This window comes from Actinoplanes sp. NBRC 101535, assembly GCF_030269225.1.
Lineage (GTDB): Bacteria > Actinomycetota > Actinomycetes > Mycobacteriales > Micromonosporaceae > Actinoplanes > Actinoplanes rectilineatus.
The window spans coordinates 811,589-829,726 of record NZ_BSSY01000002.1 but is presented as its reverse complement, the minus strand read 5'-3'; the positions used below and the strand labels follow the sequence as shown (position 1 = coordinate 829,726).

Here is an 18,138-nt window from a genome sequence, read left to right as displayed (position 1 = left end):
CCACGACACAGAAGCGTCGCGATCCGGAGCGGGTGAACCGCGGCAGCTTACGCACAGTAGGCTCACCTTGGGAACAGAAACCACTCGGAGGTGTACTCAGCGTGGCCCAACGAAGTTCCTTCGTCGTCGTTGCCAACCGTCTGCCCGTGGACGAGGTGACCACGCCGGACGGCGAGAAGCAGTGGCGCCCCAGTCCAGGCGGCCTGGTCACCGCCCTGCACCCGGTGCTGACCGAACACCAGGGCACGTGGATCGGGTGGGCCGGCGGAACCGGTCCGGCACCCGAACCGTTCGAGCTCGAGGGCATCCACATCCATCCCGTTCCGCTCAGCGATGACGAGCTGGAGCGCTACTACGAGGGCCAGTCGAACGCGACCATCTGGCCGCTCTACCACGACGCCGTCGAGACGCCGGTCTACAAACGGCGCTGGCGGGAGACCTACCGGGTGGTCAACCAGCGGTTCGCCGAGGCCGCGGCCGAGGTGGCCGCCGAGGGCGCCACCGTCTGGGTGCAGGACTACCAGCTGCAGCTGGTGCCGGCCATCCTCCGGGAGATGCGCCCGGACCTGCGGATCGGGTTCTTCCTGCACATCCCGTTTCCGCCGATCGAGCTGTTCATGCAGATGCCGTTCCGTGCGGAGATCCTGCGCGGTCTGCTCGGCGCCGACCTGGTCGGTTTCCAGCAGCGGCTGGCGGCGCAGAACTTCGTCCGGCTCGCCCGGCACCTCCTGGGCCTGCGCTACGAAGGCCAGTCGATCAAGGTGGACGGGCGCAGCGTCAAGGCCGGTGCGTTCCCGATCAGCATCGACACCAAGGACATGGAACGCCTGGCCGCCACGCCGGAGGTGCAGGCCCGGGCCAAGCAGATCCGTACCGAGCTGGGCGATCCGAAGACGGTCATCCTCGGTGTCGACCGTCTCGACTACACCAAGGGCATCGAGCTGCGCCTCAAGGCGTTCCGCGAGCTGCTCGCCGACGGCAAGCTCAACGTCGGCGACGCGGTGATGATCCAGGTGGCGACGCCGAGCCGGGAACGGGTCGAGCACTACCAGACGCTGCGGGTGAAGGTCGAGCGCGAGGTCGGCCGGATCAACGGCGAGTTCGGCAAGGTCGGCACGCCGGCGGTGCACTACCTGCACCAGTCGGTCAGCAAGCAGGAACTCGCCGCCATGTACGCGGCGGCCGACGTCATGATGGTGACGCCGCTGCGCGACGGCATGAACCTGGTCGCCAAGGAGTACATCGCCTGCCGCGGTGACACCGGCGGCGCCCTGGTGCTCAGCGAGTTCGCCGGTGCGGCGACCGAGCTGCGCCAGGCGTTCCTGTGCAACCCGCACGACCCGGACGGCGTGAAGGACGCGCTGCTGCGGGCCGTCGGGACCGAACAGCCCGAGCTCAAGCGCCGGATGCGCGTCATGCAGCGGCACCTGCGCACGCACGACGTGGCCCGGTGGGCGCGCACCTTCCTCGACGAGCTCAACGTCGAGGACACCGAGTCCGCCGAGTCCGCCGAGTCCGACAAGGTGGACGAGATCACCGCTTGAAGATCCGGGATCAGGCGCCGGGCCGTCTCCGGTCCGGCGCCTTTCCGGGTACGCGGTGAAGCACGCCCGCGGTCGCGCCTCAGCCGATCGCGGAACTGATCTCGTCGGCCACCGTCACGACCTCGCCGATCACCACCACCGCCGGCGGGCGGATCCCGGCCTTCGCCACCTCGTCCGCGACCTCGCCGAGCGTGCTGCGCAGCGACCGCTGATGCGAGGTGGACCCCTCCTGCACCACCGCGACCGGGGTGCCCGCCGCCCGGCCCTCGGCGATCAGCCGTGCCGCGATGAACGGCAGGTTCTTCAGCCCCATCAGCACGACCAGGGTGCCGCGCAGCCGGGCCAGGGCGGCCCAGTCGACCAGCGAGTCCGGGTGCTCCGGTGGGATGTGCCCGCTGACCACCGTGAACTCGTGCGCCACCCCGCGGTGGGTGACCGGGACGCCGGCCAGCGCGGGCGCCGCGATCGAGCTGGTCACACCCGGTACGACCCGCACCGGGACGCCCGCCTTCGCGCAGGCCTGGGCCTCCTCGCCGCCACGGCCGAAGACGAAGTTGTCGCCGCCCTTGAGCCGGACCACGAACTTGCCCTGCGCCGCCCGGTCGACCAGGATCCGGTTGATCTCCTCCTGGGCGGCCGACGGCCCGTACGGGATCTTGGCAGCGTCGATCAGTTCGACCTCGGGACGCAGCTCGCCGAGGAGCATGCCGGGCACCAGACGGTCGGCGACCACCACGTCCGCGGCAGCCAGCAGCCGCCGGCCCTTCACCGTGATCAGCTCGGGGTCGCCGGGGCCGGCGCCGACCAGGGCCACGCCACTGAGTTCCGGAACGACCGGCGGGGCCGCCTCCAGAGCGTGCGCGACCAGGTCACGGACGGCCATCGCCCGGCGCCGGTCGCCGCCGTCGGTCACCGCCACGGTCACCTGGCCGTGCCGGGTGACGGCCGGCGTCCAGGCCGTGGCGGCGTCACGGTCGTCCGCGCGTACGCAGAACACGGTCTGAGCCTCCGCCGCCGCACTCACCTCGGCGGCAGCGGTGGGGTCGTCGATCGCGACGTGCACCAGCCACGCGCCCGCGACGTCCGCCGGCTCGAACCGGCGCGGCGTCCAGACCGCCCGACCGGCATCGACGTGCGCCTGCAGCGCCGGTGTCAGGACGGGCGCGACGATCTCGACCTTCGCCCCGGCCTCGATCAGCGCGGGGACCCGGCGGGTGGCGACCGATCCGCCGCCGACCACCAGGACGCGGCGATCGGCCAGCCGCAGGGCCATCGGGTACATGCTCATCTTTCGGACACTCCCGCTCTCATTTCTCCGACACCCCGGCCGCGTCGAACGTCGCCACCTCGTGCATGACCCGCACCGCGGCCGCGACGATCGGCAGGGCCAGCACCGCGCCGCTGCCCTCGCCGAGGCGCATGCCCAGGTCGAGCAGGGGCTCCAGGCCCAGGTGGGCGAGGGCGACACCGGCGCCCGGCTCGGCCGACCGGTGCCCGGCGACCATGGCGGCCACCGCGTCCGGCGCGAACGCGGCCGCGACCACGGCGGCCGACGCCGCGATCACCCCGTCGATGATGACCGGTACCCGGTTCGCCGCCGCACCCAGGATGAACCCGGTCAGCGCCGCATGCTCCAGACCACCGACCGAGGCCAGCGCGCCCAGCGGGTCGGCCGGGTCCGGCCGGTGCCGCTCCAGCGCGGCGTCCACGATCGCGATCTTGCGGGCCAGCGTCTCGTCGTCGATGCCGGTGCCCCGGCCGGTCGCCGCACCCGCCGACGTGCCGGTGAAGACCGCGATCAGAGCCGCCGCCGGCGTGGTGTTGGCGATGCCCATGTCCCCGGTGAGCAGCGCTTTCGCACCCTGCGCGACGAGCGTGCCGGCGACCTGGACGCCGATCTCGACGGCGGCCAGCGCCTCCTCGCGGGTCAGCGCGGGCTCGACGGTCATGTCCCGGGTGCCCCGGCGCACATTGGCGTCCAGCAGGGTGGCGCCGCCGTGCAGCGGGATCGCCACCCCGACGTCGATCACCATGACGTCCGCGCCGTTCTGCCGGGCGAACGCGTTGACCACCGCGCCACCGGCCACGAAGTTCGCCACCATCTGCGCGGTGACCTCCTGCGGCCAGGGCGAGACGCCCTGCGCGTGTACGCCGTGGTCACCGGCGAAGACCGCGACGGTGGCCGGGGTGGGAAGCGGTGGCGGGCAGACGCCGGCCAGACCGGCGAGCCGCACCGACAACTCCTCCAGCGCGCCCAGCGAACCGGCCGGCTTGGTCAGCCGGGCCTGCAGGTCACGGGCGGCGGCCACGGCACGCTCGTCGGCCGGGCGGATGGCGGCCAGAGTGGTCTCCAGCGAGGTCACGATCGCTCCTCAAGCACAGCTGTCAACGTGTGGACGAATCCGTCCGTGGTGGCAGTGTCGCGCACGGCGATCCGGAGCCACTGCGGGCCCAGGCCCGGGAAGGTGTCGCCGCGACGCACCGCGTAGCCACGTTCGCGCAGCTCACGGCGTACGACATCGGCTTCTGGAAGTTGAATTGTCACGAATGCACTGGCCGGCTCACCGGCGATGGTGACGCTCGGCACGTGCCGCAGTCGTTCCACCAGATGGTCGCGCTCGGCCGCCATCTCCGCGGCGATCCGGCGCTCGGCGGCGACCGCGACCGGCGAGGCGCAGGCGATCGCGGCGGCCAGCGCCGGGGTGGAGACCGCCCAGAGCGGCTGCACGGCGGCGAACCGCGGCACCAGGTCGGCCGGCGCGAGCAGATAGCCGATCCGCAGGCCGGCCAGCCCCCAGGTCTTGGTGAGGCTGCGCAGCACCACCAGGCCGGGCAGGTCACGGCGGCCGGCCAGCGACTCCGGCTCACCGGCCACGCCCGGCCGCCAGGTGGTGTCGGCGAACGCCTCGTCGACCACCAGCACCCGGCCCGGCCGGGCCAGTTTCGCCACGTCGGCGGCCGGGTGCAGCACCGAGGTCGGATTGGTCGGATTGCCCACGAAGACCAGGTCGGCGTCGGCCGGGACCAGACCGGGGTCGAGCCGGAAACCGTCCTCCGCACGGAGCAGCACCCGCTCGACCCGGTGACCGGCATTGATCAGCGCCGCCTCCGGTTCGGTGAACTGCGGATGCACCACGACCGGACGGCGGGCGCCGCGCAGCGCCTGGGCGAGCAGCACGAAGGCCTGGGCAGCGCCGGCGGTCAGCAGCACCTCGCCCGGCTCACGGTGGTGCCGGGCGGCTACCGCCGCTGTCGCGGCAGAGTTCTCCGGGTACGCGGAGAGCCGGTCCAGTGATGCGGCGATCGGTTGTGCCAGCCAACCGGGCATCGCCTGGTGGCGCACGTTGACCGCGAGATCGATCAGGCCCGCGCCCACCTCCGCGTCGCCGTGATGATCAAGGTCGAACGTCATGGTGATCAGCATGCCGGACGTTCCTGAGCGTCCTACTTCGGCCGTTTCAGGGGAATATGAAGCAGCTTGCCATATTTTCTTAGAGTGACGAGCCGACGCCTCACCGTAGCCGGACGGATCGCTCTCCTGATCCGAGCCGGACTCATCTCGGGTCTGGTGATCTCCGGAATCGCCTATCCGCTGGCCGCCCTCGCCGGAATGGGAGTCAAAGCCGGCACCGAGGCCCTGGAATCCCTGCCCGAGGAACTCACCGAAGTCCCCGCCGCCCAGACCACCTACGTGTACGCCAACGACGGCAGAACCCTGCTGACCATGTTCTACGAGGAACACCGCAAACAGACCAAACTCAAAGAGATGTCGCCCTACCTCACCAAGGCGATCGTCGCCTCCGAGGACACCCGCTTCTACGAACACAACGGCGTCGACGCGAAAGGCGTGGCCCGCGCCTTCATCGCCAACCAGAAAGCCGGCGGCGTCTCCCAGGGCGCCTCCACACTGACCATGCAATACGTGCGGATGGCCCTGCGCGACGGCGCACGCACCCCCAAAGAAGCCCTCGAAGCCACCGAACAGACCGCCACCCGGAAACTGCGCGAGATGCGGCTGGCCATCGAAGTGGAACAGCGGCTCAGCAAGGAACAGATCCTCGAGCGGTACCTGAACACGGCGTACTACGGACACCGGGCATACGGGATCTACGCGGCGTCGCAGGTGTTCTTCTCCAAATCCCCGAAGAACCTCAACCTGACCGAGGCGGCCCTGCTCGCCGGGCTGGTGAAGGCGCCGTCGGCGTACGACCCGGCGACGAAGGACCGGCGGGCCGCCACCCAGCGCCGCAACTACGTGATCGACCAGATGCTCAAAATCGGGACGATCACCGGGGAGCAGGCGTACATGGCGAAGAAAGCCAAGATAAAGCTGAAACTGACGACACCGCCCAACGACTGCATCTCGGTCAGCCGCCGGCACAACGACTGGGGCTACTTCTGCGACTACCTCAAGTCATGGTGGCGGGAACAACCACAGTTCGGCACCAACCCGCTGGAACGCGAAGAACGCCTCCGCCGCGGCGGCTACCGGATCGTCACCTCGATCGACCCGCGCATCCAGAAGATCGCCCTGGCGCATGTGCTGGACAAGGAGAACCGCAACAGCCCCTTCGCCCACGGCCAGGTCGTGGTCGAACCACACAGCGGCCGGGTCCTCAGCATGGCCGTCAACCGGCGGTACTCCCTCGACCAGAAGGACAACGGACGGCACACCGACTGGCGGGTCGGAAAAGGCGTCAAAGGCAACTACCCCAACACGGTCAACCCGCTCCTCGGCGGCGGCGACATGGCCGGATACCAGGCCGGATCGACATTCAAGGTGTTCACCATGCTGGCCGCCCTCGAATCGGGGCTGCCACTCTCCACGACCTTCTACAGCCCCGAACGGTACGTCTCCCGATACGTGACGTCCCGCGGCCGGGCCACCTGCGGCAGCTACTGGTGCCCGAAGAACTCCAGCAAATCGATGACCGGCAACCAGACCATGTGGAGCGGATTCGGCAAGTCCGTCAACACGTACTTCGTACAGCTCGAACAGCGGGTCGGCGCGGAGAAGGCGGTCCGGATGGCGGAACGGCTCGGCCTGCGGTGGCGCACGGAAGTAGACCGCAAACTGGCCACCCCGGCACACGCGTCCGGGTGGGGCGCGTTCACGCTCGGCGTGAGCGACGCGACCCCGGTCGAGATGGCGAACGTGTTCGCGACCCTGGCCGCCGAAGGCCAGTATTGTGAACCGTTACCGGTCCTGAGCATCCGCAACCCGGACGGCACGAACGCCCGCGACGACCGCGGCACGGTGATCGCCGCACCCCGCTGCCACCAGGCAGTCCGCGTGAACGTGGCCCGGGCGGCGACGGATGCGGCCCGCTGCGTCACCGGTTACGGGTCGGCGCGGGGCGGCTGCGGCGGCTGGGAGACATCGCCGATGGTGTACGCGACGGCGGGACGGCCGGTCGCCGGAAAGAGCGGCACTACGGACGACAACAGGACGGCCTGGTTCAGCGGGTATACGCCGCAGTTGGCGGCTTCCGCGTTCGTCGCCGATCCGGACAATCCGGAGCATTTGGTGGGGTCGGGGCGTTCGACCATGTCGAAGTACACGGTCGCTCAGACGTTGCGGGATGCGCTGAGGGATGAACCGCGCGAAAAGTTCAAACCGCCCTCCGACAAGATGGTTTATTGATCGTTCGTGCTTCCTCTCGGGATCTGCGCCGTCTCAGTCGGCAGAGGTTTCGACGGCCGTCGCGCTCCCGCGGCGGCCGTCCTCTCTTTCCGGGTTCGCCCTCTCTCGGGTTCGTCCTCTTTCCGGGTTCGTCCGCTCTCGGATTCGCCCGCTCTCGGATTCGCCGGTTGAACACGGTCGCGTCAGCTCCGTAGAACGCGGAACCTGCCGCCCGAGCCTTCCAGCTAGACACCTTTCACAGTCAGGGTCTGCCTGCGTGGTGATTTCGGGCGCGCTGACCACCCGAAAACACCACACCCCCACCGGTGTGGTGACTTGGGGCGTCCAGCGCGCCCGTAATCACCACACCCCCACCGGTGTGGTGACTTCGGGTGCCCAGCGCGCCCGAAGTCACCACGCGGACGGGCTTCGCACCCTCACCACAACACCCGATCATGCGATCGGGGGCACTCACCATCCGAGCAGGGGCAGTCAGCACACCCCATCGCTTGATCGGGTGCACCCACCGACCAAGCAGAACCCACCAAATCGCGCACCCCCGCATCCCCCGCATCCCCCGCATCCGCAGGCCGGCAGACGCACCCGAGACCTCAGCCAGCGCCCCCGATCACGTGATCGGGGGCGCTCACCACTCGTTCAAGGACTGTCAGCACACCCCATCGCATGATCGGGTACACCCACCGACCAAGCAGAACCCACCAAATCGCACCCGCGCACCCCCGCAGCCGCAGGCCCGCAGACGCACCCAAGACCCCAGCCAGCGCCCCCGATCACGTGATCGGGGACGCTCACCACCCGCCCGACAGCGACAAACGCACCCCGTCGCATGATCGGGCGCGCCCACAGTCCTGGTCAGGGTTGCGGGCGGCGGGCGGCGGGCGGCGGGCGGCAGGCGGCAGGCGGCAGGCGGCAGGCGGCAGGCGGCAGGCAGCAGGCAGCAGGCAGCAGGCAGCAGGCAGCAGGCAGCAGGCAGCAGGCAGCAGGCAGCAGGCAGCAGGCAGCAGGCAGCAGGCTAACCCGACGATGGCCGGAGTCCGCAACGGTGGCCGCACCCGAGGCAGAGACGGGTTCGACCACCCACCCTCCAGGGCCGCCAGACGCGCCCACTCAAGCGGTGCATCCGGGGTCCTCGGGGCGCAGACGAGTCCCGGTTTCCGGCCTGCACAACCCTCGGCGGCGAGCAATCACGAACGTCAACGTCAGCAGAGACAGCGCCACGAGACGAGGCAGCCATCGGTCAGGATCGCGGCGCCCCATGGAGTGGGCCCGCCTCTGGGACGTCTCCCACGGTCGGCATGGGTGTGCCCATCAGACTCGACTCCGCCTTGAGGCCTGGACGGGCCGGATGACGCGTTCGGAGGCCGGGCGACAGGTTGCGCGGGCGGCTACGGATGGCGGGTTCGGGTGGTGGGCTGGGAGCGGGGTGGACGCCAGTCGGGGTTGCGGCCGGCCAAGGCTATGGCCTGGCGCAAGGTGTCGTCGGTGGGGGCGAGGGGGACGGCGGGGCCAAACAATCCGGGGGTGCCCTCGGCGGGGTGCTGGGACAGGAACTCGACGAGGACCTCTGACGTGCGAGGGTCGGCGGCGTAATTCTGGTCGGTGGCGCGGGCCAGGTCCCAACCGTGCATGACCAGCTCGTTCATGGCGAAGAAGCCCATGGTTGTGGCCGGCATGGTGACGCCGCCGGCTCGGGCCGTGCCGGTCCAGGCGGACGGGTCGCGCCAGGCCGTGGCCAGTTCCTCCAGCAGCACCGGCAGCCGGCTGCGCCACTGCGGTGGCAGGTGAGCGGCGGACGGCTCGGGGGGCGGGCCGTCGGCGCCGGGCTCAGCGCTGCGTTTGCGGGCGGCGGAGGTGAACGCGACCGACAAGCCCGTCAGGTGGTCGAGCAGGGCGGCCACCGGCCAGCCCGGGCAGGGCGTCGGCGCGTCAAGATGATGGCGGTCGACGCCGAGCAGGAGCGCTCTGATCTGACGAACCGGCGGGTAGAAGTCGAGCGGCAGGCGGTCGGCCACGATCTCCTCCTTCGGTTGTCGTACGCCTCACGGTACGAGGGAGGTACGACAACTCCCGGCCCCATGAACGCCTTTCGCACGCTGGGCGGGATCCGGCGTACGAAAGGCACGCCGGGGCCGGAAGAGCTGTCAGGAGTGGACGGGGATGTCCGAGGTCGGGCGGTTCTCCGGGCCGTCGTGCATGCCGGGGGCCGAGCGCGGAGCCGGTGCGGGGTTGCCGTTGCCACCCGGGCCGTGACCCGTCCCGGGGCCGCCGGACGGAACCGCCCCGGGGCCGCCGGACGGGACCATGCCCGGAGGCATCGGCGGGACCTGCAGCGGCGGCTTGCCCTGCGGGTTCTGCTGTCCGTGACCGGGACCGGGCTGTGCCGGGACGGGCGGCATGCCGGGGGCGTATCCCATCCCCTGCCCGGGACCGAAGCCCACCTCGATACCGGGGCCCGGACCGTAGACCTGGTCTTGGCCGTAAGCCTGGTCCGGGCCGTAAGACTGGTCCTGAACGTAAGCCTGGTCCTGCGCATAGACGTGATCCTGCGTATAGGCGTGGTCCTGGCTGTACGCCTGATCCTGCACGTACGCCTGGTCCGGACCGTAGGCCTGCTCCGGACCGTACCCCTGATCCTGCGCATAGACCTGATCCGGCGTGTAGACCTGATCCTGCGTATAGATCTGATCCGGCGTGTAGACCTGATCCGGGCCGTAGGTCATCGGCGCACGCTGGTCGTGCGGCGCGTGCGGGGCGGAGCGCGGCGCCATCGGCGGGCCCGGCTGGTGATCGGGATACGGCGGCGAGCCCGGCATCGCGCCGGGCGGCAGCATCCCGGGCGGCATCGGACCGGGCGGCATCGAACCAGTCATGGAACCGGGCATCGGCCCAGGAGGCATCGAGCCGGGCATCGAGCCGGGCATCGGCCCAGGAGGCATCGAGCCGGGCATCGAGCCAGGCATCGGCCCAGAAGGCATCGAGCCGGGCATCGGACCGGGCAGCATCGGGCCTGGGGGCATCGGACCGGGCGGCATCGGCGGACCGGACAGCACTGCCGGGAACGGACCCGACGGCATGGACGGCATGCTGTTGCCTTGCGTGGACAGGATCGCGGTGGGTACGCCCTGCTGCGACTGCCCCGAAGACCCCTGAGAACCGGACGGCGGACCTGGCTGAGAACCACCGGACGGCGGACCCGACGGCGGGCCGGACGGGGAACCAGGACCCGGCTGGGGGCCGGACGGCGGGCCCGAGGGCGGACCCGGCTGGGGGCCGGATTGCGGACCGGACGGCGGGCCGGCGACCGCGGCGACGACCAGCCGCTTGGCGATCTCGGGGGCTGCCGCCCAGTGCAGGCCCAGCTGGGACGCGTGCACCTGGCGCCAGACGAAGCCCTCCGGGTTGCCGCCGGACCACGTCCACGCGGGCACCGAACCGGCACGCGGCGCCACGACCGCGCGGTGCTGCTTGTATCCGGTGATCCGGGCGCCGGCCGGGGCCAGTAGGGACGTGCTGGGCGCGGTCGCCTCGCGGTATCCCGCGACGGTCTGATCGCCGGTGGACGCCGTGATGTCCAGGACGCCGCACATGGGCCGTCCGTCGAGTTCCCGGCCGAGCCACGGCAGCGCTATCCCCTCGGCCACCACCGGCCAGCCGTCCCGGGCGAACTGGGCGACCGCCGAGGACAGGCGGTGGTTGGCGGACAGTTCTTCCGCGTACCCCTCAGGAAGGCCGGCACCGACGATCAGCGCGCGTGTGCCCGGGGGCAGTGCTTCGTCGCGCAGCGGATCGACAACCGCCACGTCGGCGCCGGCCGCGGTGAGCAGTTCGGCGGTCTCGACGTAGGTGTACGGGGCGCCCTGACCGCCGGCCAGGGCGATCAGCGGGCGCTGGGTGACCGGGTCGCCGGCCGCGTCGGCCGGGTTCCAGGCCGAGCCGGGCACCGGTGGGGCGGAGTTGGCGATGGCCATCAGCCGGTCCATGTCGAGGGTGGTGGAGATCGCCTCGCCGAGCCGGCGGACCGCGCGGCCTGCCTCCACGGTCCGGTGGGCGACCGGGACCAGGCCATGGGTACGCGCCGGCAGCACGTTGGGCAGGTCGCCGCGGTGGAGCGCGCCCAGCACCGGCATGCCGATGTCGTCCATCGCGCTGCGCAGCATCTGCTCGTGGCGCGGGGAGGCGACCCGGTTGAGGATCACGCCGCCGAGCTGGACCATCTCGTCGAACATCCGGAAGCCGTGGACGAGGGCGGCGAGCGAGTGGCCCATCGAGGCGACGTCGACGACGAGCACGACCGGGGCGCGCAGCGAGGCGGCCACCGCGGCGGTGCCGTCCAGTTCGGGCTGGCCGGTGAGGCTGTCGAACAGGCCCATCGCGCCTTCGATGACGGAGAGCTGGGTGCCGGCCGCGCCGTGGGCGAAGAGCGGCGCGACGCGTTGCGCGCCGACCAGCCGCGGGTCCAGGTTGCGGCCGGGGCGGCCGGCGGCGAGTCCGAGGTACGCCGCGTCGGTGTGGTCGGGGCCGACCTTGAAGCCCGCGGTCGGGACATTGCGCGCCGACAGTGCGGCGAGCAGCCCGACGGCGATCGCGGTCTTGCCGTGGCCGGATGACGGCGCACTCACGACCAAGCGAGGCTGGGCGGTGTTCAATGTCTCCCCCGAGGATTCCGCAATCGGCGGCCACGTGATATTGCCTGCCGGATGTCGCACACTACCTGGCTGCGGCGGGAGGCACCTCTTGGCCAGGTAGCCTCGGTCCGTGTACCGGTTCCTGCTGACCCCCCGCTGGCTGGCCGCAGCCGCCCTGACCGTCGTCGCCGCAGTGATCATGGTGATGTTGGGGAACTGGCAGTTGCGGCGGTACCACGAACGCACGGCCATCAATGACCGGATCGACGCGGCGAACGCCGTGCAGGCGGTCCCGTTGACCGGCACGCTGGCCGCACCGACCGCGGCCGGCACCCCGGGCGCGGCCCCGGGTAAGACGCTGGCCTGGACAAAGGTGACCGTTACCGGTCGTTACGACAGCACCCACGAGATCCAGGCCCGGGGCCGGACAGTCAACGGTGATGTCGGCTTCGAGATCATCACTCCGCTGGTCCTTGACGACGGGACAGCGGTTCTCGTCGATCGCGGGTGGGTGCCGGCTCCGGCTGCCGGGGCGACCGCGGCGCCCGAGGTCCCGGCCGCACCGGCGGGCACGGTGACCGTGGTCGGCCAGGTGCACTTGTCGGAAAGCCGACCCGCCGCGGTGGACCGTCGTGATGGACGTCTCGACACCCGGCGGGTCAATGTGCCGCGGTTGGCGACCGAGCTGCCGTTCCCGGTCTACGGGGCGTATGTGCTGCTCACCGAGCAGACCCCGGCGAACGATCCGGCGTTCTCGACGATTCCGATCCCGCACGAGGACTCGTGGCAGAACGGCGGCTACGCCGTCCAGTGGTGGATCTTCGCGGGGATGGCGTTCGTGCTCTTCGGCTGGCAGGCGCGACGCGAGGCGCAGGAGGCGCGGAGCGACCTGTCGCCCGAGGAGCAGCAGGCTGCCGAGGAGGCCGCCCGGCGGCGTAAGCAGGAACGCCCCATGGACCGGGTGGAGGAAGCGGATCTCAGGAAGAGGCGCCTCGCCACCGGGGATCGCGCCGATTAAGGTGCGGGCATGAGCATTCCGCCGGGTGATCCCTGGGGCACACCCACCCCGGATCCGGCACCGTCCACACCGGTCCCTGCCCCGGTTCCCGCCCCGAGCGGCCCGGTGATCGTGGCGATCGCCGAGATCGAGGTCACCTCCAGCACGGTGCTGACCCCGGTCGGCGACTTTCCGCTGGCCGGTTCGCAGTGGCTGGTGACCGACCACTGGTTCACCGAGCGCCGCACCCCGGTCTGGGCGAAGATCGCGGCGTTCGCCGGCATCTGCCTCACCGCCGGGCTCAGTCTGTTTCTCCTGCTGGTCAAGGAGTCGGCGGCCCGTGGTGCGGTGCACGTCACGGTGACCAGCGGCCCGCGGCAATATGTGGCCCGGATCCCGGTCCGCCGTGAGGACGACATCGCCGCCGTCAACCAGCAGGTCAACTATGTCCGGAGTCTGGCCGCGCTGTGATCTGGCCGATCGCGCGGACCGCGTCGACGGTGTCGGCCTGCGCCGCGGTCTTGTCGTCGCGATAGCGCAGCACCCGGGCGAACCGCAGCGCCACCCCACCCGGATAGCGCGGTGAGGTCTGCACCCCGTCGAAGGCGATCTCGACGACCTGCTCCGGCCGGACCCGCACCACCCCACCGTTGTCGGCCACCGCCAGCTCCTGGAATCGGGCGGTCTGCCAGCGCAGCAGCTCGTCGGTGAGACCTTTGAAGGTCTTGCCGAGCATCACGAATCCGTCGCCGTCCGGGTCGCGGGCGCCGAGGTGCAGGTTGGACAGCCAGCCTTTGCGGCGGCCGTGTCCCCATTCGACGGCGAGCACCACCAGGTCGAGGGTGTGCCGTGGTTTGACCTTGACCCAGGCCGCGCCGCGCCGCCCCACGTCGTAGGGCGCCTCCGGAGCCTTGATCACCACGCCTTCCTGTCCGGCGGTGAGGGCCGCGGCGAAGACGGCGGTCGCCTCCTGCGCACTCTGCACGGTGGTGCGTCCGACGATCATCTCGCCGGGCAGGGCTTCGCCCAGCGCCGACCACCGTTCTCTTCCCGGCCGGTCCAGGAGGTCGGTGCCGTCCAGGTGCAGGAGATCGAAGAAGTACGGCCGGAGCACCGTCCCCGAGCTCGACGCGCCACGGGTCGCCGCCCTGCTCGACGTCTCCTGGAACGGTCGCGGACGTCCCTGCTCGTCGAGGGCCATCGCCTCGCCGTCGAGGACCGCCTCGTGCAGGGGCAGTGCGCGTACTTCGGCGACCACGCCGGGCAGCCGGGCCGTGATGTCGTCGAGGCTGCGGGTGTAGACGGCCACCTCGTCGCCGGAGCGGTGCACCTGGATGCGGATGCCGTCGAGTTTGGTGTCCACCACAGCGGGTGAGCCGGTGGCGAGGAGCGCCGCGCCGACGTCGGGGGCGCTCTGGGCCAGCATCGGGCTCAGCGGCGTGCCGACGCGCAGCCGGAACGCGGCGAGGGCGGCGGCGCCACCGGTCAGCGCGGCGGCGGCGACGGCTTTGAGGTCGCCGCAGAGCAGGAGTGCCCGACGGACGGCGGTGCCCGGCACTCCGGCGGCGACGGCGACCGCCTCGGTCAGCAGGCCGGCCTGGGCGCCCTGGCGCAGTTCGCCGCCGAAGAGTCCGAGGAGCAGGCGTTGTTCGTCGGCGGTGGCGGCCGTGAAGAGCGCGCCGAGCAGGTCGCGCCGGCGGGCCTGGGATCCGGCGCCGGCGACGGTGGCGATCTCGGCGATGGCCGTGTCCACGGCGGCGACGGTCAGGGTGGCGTCGGCGGCCGGTGGTGGCAGGTCGCGCAGGGCGGCGTAGCCCACCCCGGTCTGTCGTTGTCGCAGCTCACCGGCGAGGTAGGCGGACCCCGCGACGAGTTCGCCGGGGTCGAGGCGGCGCAGCGCGTCGGCCAGCAGCCCGATCTTGGCCTTGCGGCCCGGGGTGACGGCGACGGCGGCCGAGGTGGCGGCGATGTCGAGGAACCGCATGAGATCCATCCTGACAGTCCGGCGGTCCGTCCGGGTGTGGACTCACGCCGTCCCCCCGTGGCACGGCGTGAGTCCCCCGGGGGATCGTCATGCGGCCTGTGGCTCCTCGATGCGGAAGCCACGGGCCCGGACCGCCTCGGCGACCCGGGCCAGCTCGGAGTCGAGGGTGCAGAGCACTTTGGAGAGATCGTCGAGGTGGTCGTTGAGGGTCGCGTCGTCCCACCCGGAGACGTCGACGTCCTCCAGGGCGAGGGCGGCGACCCGCAGCCGGCTGATCGACTCGATGCGGTCACGGACCCGGAGACGGTCGAGGGTGTCCCGCGGACCACCGGGCACGGCCCGGACCACGCGGCGGGCCGGAGGCGGAGCAGTTATCGAACGCATGTTCGAATCCTAACAGGAATTGATCGCCCCGAGCACCCCGGAGATCCACCGCGTGACCCGTTCGGGTGACGGCGGCGGGTCAGGTCGCCATCGCCTGCCGGAAGACCCTCTCCGCCTCGACAGGATCGGCCTGAGCTGCGACGAAGCCGTCCGGACGGATCAGGTAGAAGCGCCCGGCCCGCAGCGTGGTGCCCGTCGCCGCGGGGAAGACGTGCACCGGCAGACCCAGGTCGGGGGCGTCCGCCGCGGTCGGAGCGCCGTACGAATGGATCTGCCACTCGGCCGCCCGCAGCACCGTGAAGTTGCCGCCCGCCCACGGCAGCCGCCGGCCGACCACGGGGTCCCGCTCGGCGGTCGGGGACTGACGCGGATCCATCCGGTAATGAACGCGCACCTGCGACACGTACTGGAAGAGGCGGGAACCGCCCCGGAAGCGCGGCAGAAGGCGGACCATGACCGGGGCCACCAGCGGCACCACGGCACGGCGGGCCAGACGGGGCGCGGTCCGCTGGGAGGTGATCGCGCCGAAGAGCCGGTCGGTGGTCGCCACGAGGGTCCGCGCGACCGGACGGCGCTCCGCCTCGTACCGGTCGAGCCAACTGTCGCGGCGCCGGCCGCGTACCACGTCGGCGAGTTTGAAGGCGAGGTTGTGGGCGTCCTGCAGACCGGTGTTCATGCCCTGGCCACCGACCGGGGAGTGCACGTGCGCCGCATCTCCGGCCAGCAGGAACGGCCCGTCCCGGAAGGCCGCCGCCACCCGGTGGTGCACCCGGTACGTCGCGAACCAGCGGGACTGTTCGTAGGTGACGCCGTACTCCTGGCGCATCCGCGTCCGGGCGTCCTCCTCGTCCAGTTCGCCGTCGCCGTCGGCGTCGCGGACCAGCCCGATCAGCCGCCAGCCGCCGGCCCGCATCGGGAAGCCGAGCAGGAAGTCGTCACCGCCGGGCCGGACGTTGACCGCGTCCCGGACCAGTCCACGGGCCGCGACGGCGTCCAGCACGAAGAACCGGTGCGGGTTGGTGATCCCCTCGAAGTCGATGCGCCGGGACCGGCGGACCAACGAGTTCGACCCGTCGCAGCCGACGCAGAACCGGGCCCGCACCGTGTCGTTGCCGACCTTCGCCTCGACGCCGTCCTCGGTCTGCACGGCCGCGGTGACCGGCGACTCCCAGACCACCTCGCCGCCGAGTTTGCGCAGGTTGTCGTAGAGGATCTCCTCGTTGCGGCTCTGTTCGAGGACCTCGATGAAGGGGTACGGCGTGACACCGGCGCCGATCCTGCCGAGCGGGACCCGGCCGAAGGTCCGCGCACCGAAACCGGGGGCGACCGCCTCCGCCCGGTGCGCGGCCTCCAGCACCTGGTCGCCGATGCCGAGCTGGTCGTAGATCTCCAGGCTGCGCGCCTGCACGACCAGGGCCCGGGATTCGGCGGTCGGTCCGGCCTTGCCGTCCGCGACGATCACCCGCACCCCGAGCCGGGTCAGCCAGTTGGCGAGCATCAGGCCCGTCGGCCCGGCGCCCACCACCAGCACCTCACACGTCAGCTCGGCCATCGGCCACCTCGTTCCTACTTCGTGAGTGTCTCCGCGACGTTCTTGAGGAGCAGGGCCTCGGCCACACAGACGCGCTGGAACTCGCCGAGGTGCAGACTCTCGTCCGGCCCGTGCGCGTTCGCGTAGGGGTCCTCGACGCCGGTGACCAGGATCGCAGCGTCCGGGAAGAGATCCTGGAAGGTGGCGATGAACGGGATCGACCCGCCGACGCCCATGTCCACCGGGTCGGTGCCGTCCCAGGCCGAGCGGAAGGCGGCGCGGGCGGCGTCGTACACCGGGCCGGTCGCGTCGATCACGCAGGGCATGCCGTCGCTCTCCAGGGTGAGCGTCAGCGTGGCGCCCCACGGCACGTTCTTCTCCAGGTGGGCGCAGACCGCGGCGTACGCCGACTTCGGGTCCTCGCCCGGCGCCAGACGCACACTGATCTTGGCGGTGGCCGACGGCTGCAGCGCGTTGGCGGCCTCGCGGGTGCGCGGCGCGTCGATGCCCAGCACCGAGATGGACGGCTTGGTCCAGATCCGGTCGGTGATGGTGCCCTTACCGATCAGCTCGACGCCGTCGAGGATGCCGGCCTCGTGCCGGTAGCGGTCCACCGGGTAGTCGACGCTCGCGCCCTCGCGGCCGACCAGCCCGGTCACCGCGACCTCGCCGTCGTCGTCGTGCAGGGTGGTGATCAGCCGGGACAGGGTCATCAGCGCGTCCGGCACCGGACCGCCGAACATGCCGCTGTGCACAGCGTTCTTCAGCACCCGGACCTCGACGAACATGTTGACCAGGCCGCGCAGCGAGGTGGTCAGCGCGGGCACGCCGATGTCCCAGTTGCCGGAGTCGGCGATCACGATCACGTCGGAGCGCAGCTCCTCCAGGTGCTCCTGGATGATCGTGTCGAGGGAGTCGGAACCGTACTCCTCCTCGCCCTCGACGAAGACGACCACGCCGACCGGCAGCTGGTCGCCGAAGGCACGCAGCGCGGCGATGTGCGCCATCACGCCCGCCTTGTCGTCGGCGGCACCCCGGCCGTAGAGGCGGCCGTCGCGCTCCTGCGGCTCGAACGGCTCGCTGGTCCACAACGCCGGGTCGCCGGCCGGCTGGACGTCGTGGTGGGCGTAGAGCAGCACGGTCGGGGCACCGGCCGGGGCCGCCTTACGGCCGATCACGGCGGGCTGGCCGCCGTGCCGCACCACCTCGGTCTCGAGACCACAGCCACGCAGCAGATCGGCGACCGCCTCGGCGGACCGCTCGACGTGCGCATGGTCGAATCCCTCGAACGCGATGCCCGGAATGCGCACCAGTCTCTCCAGGTCGGCACGGACACCGGGCAACTCCCGCGCGATCGCGGCGCGCAGATCGGATTCACTCAAGCTCATGCCGCGATCGTAGAACTCCCCGGTGCCGGTTTCAGGGGCCG

13 protein-coding genes are annotated in these 18,138 nt (G+C 71.3%); 4 read left to right on the top strand and 9 right to left on the bottom strand.

Annotated elements, in window-relative coordinates:
• The first annotated feature begins 101 nt into the window (after positions 1–101).
• The gene (locus QSK32_RS08845; protein WP_285471620.1) at positions 102–1,544 is read left to right on the top strand and encodes an alpha,alpha-trehalose-phosphate synthase (UDP-forming); all 1,443 of its coding nucleotides are present in this window, start codon (positions 102–104) and stop codon (positions 1,542–1,544) included.
• Positions 1,545–1,623: 79 nt separating this feature from the next.
• Here the strand turns inward: QSK32_RS08845 and cobA are convergent, their stop codons facing one another.
• The 3 genes from cobA to cobC are packed head-to-tail and all read right to left on the bottom strand — an operon-like array spanning position 1,624 to position 4,956.
• Positions 1,624–2,832 (bottom strand): uroporphyrinogen-III C-methyltransferase, encoded by a 1,209-nt coding sequence (gene cobA, locus QSK32_RS08840; RefSeq protein ID WP_045745175.1) that lies wholly within the window; start codon positions 2,830–2,832, stop codon positions 1,624–1,626.
• Positions 2,833–2,851: 19 nt separating this feature from the next.
• On the bottom strand, positions 2,852–3,907 hold the full coding sequence (gene cobT / locus QSK32_RS08835) for a nicotinate-nucleotide--dimethylbenzimidazole phosphoribosyltransferase (protein ID WP_285471619.1): 1,056 nt from the start codon (positions 3,905–3,907) through the stop codon (positions 2,852–2,854).
• The gene (gene cobC, locus QSK32_RS08830) at positions 3,904–4,956 is read right to left on the bottom strand and encodes an Rv2231c family histidinol phosphate aminotransferase CobC (RefSeq protein ID WP_285471618.1); all 1,053 of its coding nucleotides are present in this window, start codon (positions 4,954–4,956) and stop codon (positions 3,904–3,906) included. The genes cobT and cobC overlap by 4 nt, the downstream gene beginning before the upstream one ends.
• An 84-nt stretch (positions 4,957–5,040) precedes the next feature.
• Here cobC and QSK32_RS08825 point away from each other — a divergent pair, with 84 nt between their 5' ends.
• The gene (locus QSK32_RS08825; protein ID WP_285471617.1) at positions 5,041–7,188 is read left to right on the top strand and encodes a transglycosylase domain-containing protein; all 2,148 of its coding nucleotides are present in this window, start codon (positions 5,041–5,043) and stop codon (positions 7,186–7,188) included.
• A gap of 1,385 nt (positions 7,189–8,573) precedes the next feature.
• On the opposite strand, the gene QSK32_RS08820 is transcribed toward QSK32_RS08825, so the two are convergent.
• On the bottom strand, positions 8,574–9,200 hold the full coding sequence (locus QSK32_RS08820) for a TIGR03086 family metal-binding protein (RefSeq protein WP_045745179.1): 627 nt from the start codon (positions 9,198–9,200) through the stop codon (positions 8,574–8,576).
• 129 nt (positions 9,201–9,329) lie between these two features.
• Positions 9,330–11,807, bottom strand: coding sequence for a cobyrinic acid a,c-diamide synthase CobB (locus QSK32_RS08815; protein WP_285471616.1), 2,478 nt, complete (start codon positions 11,805–11,807; stop codon positions 9,330–9,332).
• Positions 11,808–11,943: 136 nt separating this feature from the next.
• On the opposite strand from QSK32_RS08815, the gene QSK32_RS08810 reads away from it, so the two are divergent.
• Positions 11,944–12,831, top strand: a complete 888-nt coding sequence (locus QSK32_RS08810) for an SURF1 family cytochrome oxidase biogenesis protein (RefSeq protein ID WP_285471615.1) — start codon at positions 11,944–11,946, stop codon at positions 12,829–12,831.
• A gap of 9 nt (positions 12,832–12,840) precedes the next feature.
• Positions 12,841–13,281: a hypothetical protein gene (locus QSK32_RS08805; RefSeq protein WP_045745181.1), complete on the top strand. Its 441-nt coding sequence runs from the start codon at positions 12,841–12,843 to the stop codon at positions 13,279–13,281.
• Here QSK32_RS08805 and QSK32_RS08800 read toward each other — a convergent pair.
• The 4 genes from QSK32_RS08800 to QSK32_RS08785 all read right to left on the bottom strand — a co-directional run bounded on the left by QSK32_RS08800 (position 13,250) and on the right by QSK32_RS08785 (position 18,091).
• Positions 13,250–14,794, bottom strand: coding sequence for an ATP-dependent DNA ligase (locus QSK32_RS08800; RefSeq protein ID WP_285471614.1), 1,545 nt, complete (start codon positions 14,792–14,794; stop codon positions 13,250–13,252). The two genes, QSK32_RS08805 and QSK32_RS08800, sit on opposite strands and share 32 nt — an antisense overlap.
• Before the next feature lie 87 nt (positions 14,795–14,881).
• A complete protein-coding gene (locus QSK32_RS08795) occupies positions 14,882–15,070 on the bottom strand; it encodes a hypothetical protein (RefSeq protein WP_502872519.1) in 189 nt (62 codons plus the stop codon).
• A 187-nt stretch (positions 15,071–15,257) separates the two neighbouring features.
• Positions 15,258–16,730 carry an FAD-dependent monooxygenase gene (locus QSK32_RS08790; RefSeq protein WP_285471613.1) on the bottom strand — a complete coding sequence of 491 codons (1,473 nt, stop codon included), beginning with the start codon at positions 16,728–16,730 and terminating at the stop codon, positions 15,258–15,260.
• Between the two features lie 14 nt (positions 16,731–16,744).
• The gene (locus QSK32_RS08785) at positions 16,745–18,091 is read right to left on the bottom strand and encodes a dipeptidase (RefSeq protein WP_211275473.1); all 1,347 of its coding nucleotides are present in this window, start codon (positions 18,089–18,091) and stop codon (positions 16,745–16,747) included.
• Between the last annotated feature and the right edge of the window lie 47 nt (positions 18,092–18,138).

Bases quoted from the DNA above. Each gene is read 5' to 3' on its own strand.
- cobA (WP_045745175.1), bottom strand. From the start codon at position 2,832: ATGAGCATGTACCCGATGGCCCTGCGGCTGGCCGATCGCCGCGTCCTG.
- cobC (WP_285471618.1), bottom strand. From the start codon at position 4,956: ATGACGTTCGACCTTGATCATCACGGCGACGCGGAGGTGGGCGCGGGC.
- QSK32_RS08805 (WP_045745181.1), top strand. From the start codon at position 12,841: ATGAGCATTCCGCCGGGTGATCCCTGGGGCACACCCACCCCGGATCCG.
- QSK32_RS08800 (WP_285471614.1), bottom strand. From the start codon at position 14,794: ATGCGGTTCCTCGACATCGCCGCCACCTCGGCCGCCGTCGCCGTCACC.
- QSK32_RS08790 (WP_285471613.1), bottom strand. From the start codon at position 16,730: ATGGCCGAGCTGACGTGTGAGGTGCTGGTGGTGGGCGCCGGGCCGACG.